Here is a 567-nt window from a genome sequence, read left to right as displayed (position 1 = left end):
GTTGGGGGATGCAGCCCGGCCTGCAGCCGCGCCCCGGGCCGCTGCGCCCGCCGGCGTCTTCACGCGCGACGCCTGGATCCTGATCGCCTGCTACGGCCTGTTCGGCTACGGCTACATCATCCCGGCGACCTTCCTGCCGGCGCTCGGCCGGCAGCTGTTCCCGGATCCGCAGGTGTTCGGCTGGGCCTGGCCGCTGTTCGGGCTGGCCGGCGCCGTCTCGACGCTGGTGGCGATGCGCTGGTTCACGCCGGTCGCCCCGCGCCGCGTGTTCGGCTGGGGCCTGGTGCTGATGGCGGTGGGCGTGGCGGCGCCGGCGCTGGCGCCCGGGCTGGGCGCACTGCTGGTGTGCGCCGCCTGCGTCGGCGGCACCTTCATGGTGGTCACGATGGCCGGCTTCCAGGAGGCGCGCCGCGTGGCCGGCGACGGCTCCGCGCGGCTGGTCGCGACGATGACGGCGGCCTTCGCGCTCGGCCAGCTGGTCGGGCCGCTGACGGTGCCGGCCGGCCCGTTGTCATCGGTCATCATCGGGCCCAGCCTCGCGGCCGCCGCGGCGCTGCTGGCCAGCGC

The 567-nt window shown here is 76.5% G+C and carries 1 protein-coding gene; it reads left to right on the top strand.

Features of this window, described 5'->3' with window-relative positions; genetic code table 11:
- Window positions 1-567, top strand: a 567-nt coding sequence (locus AC1D01_RS38040; protein ID WP_477875174.1) for a YbfB/YjiJ family MFS transporter, incomplete at both ends; no start/stop codon positions are given.

Source organism: Rhizobacter sp. P3_B12, from assembly GCF_056402895.1.
This window is presented reverse-complemented; position numbering and strand designations above follow the sequence as displayed.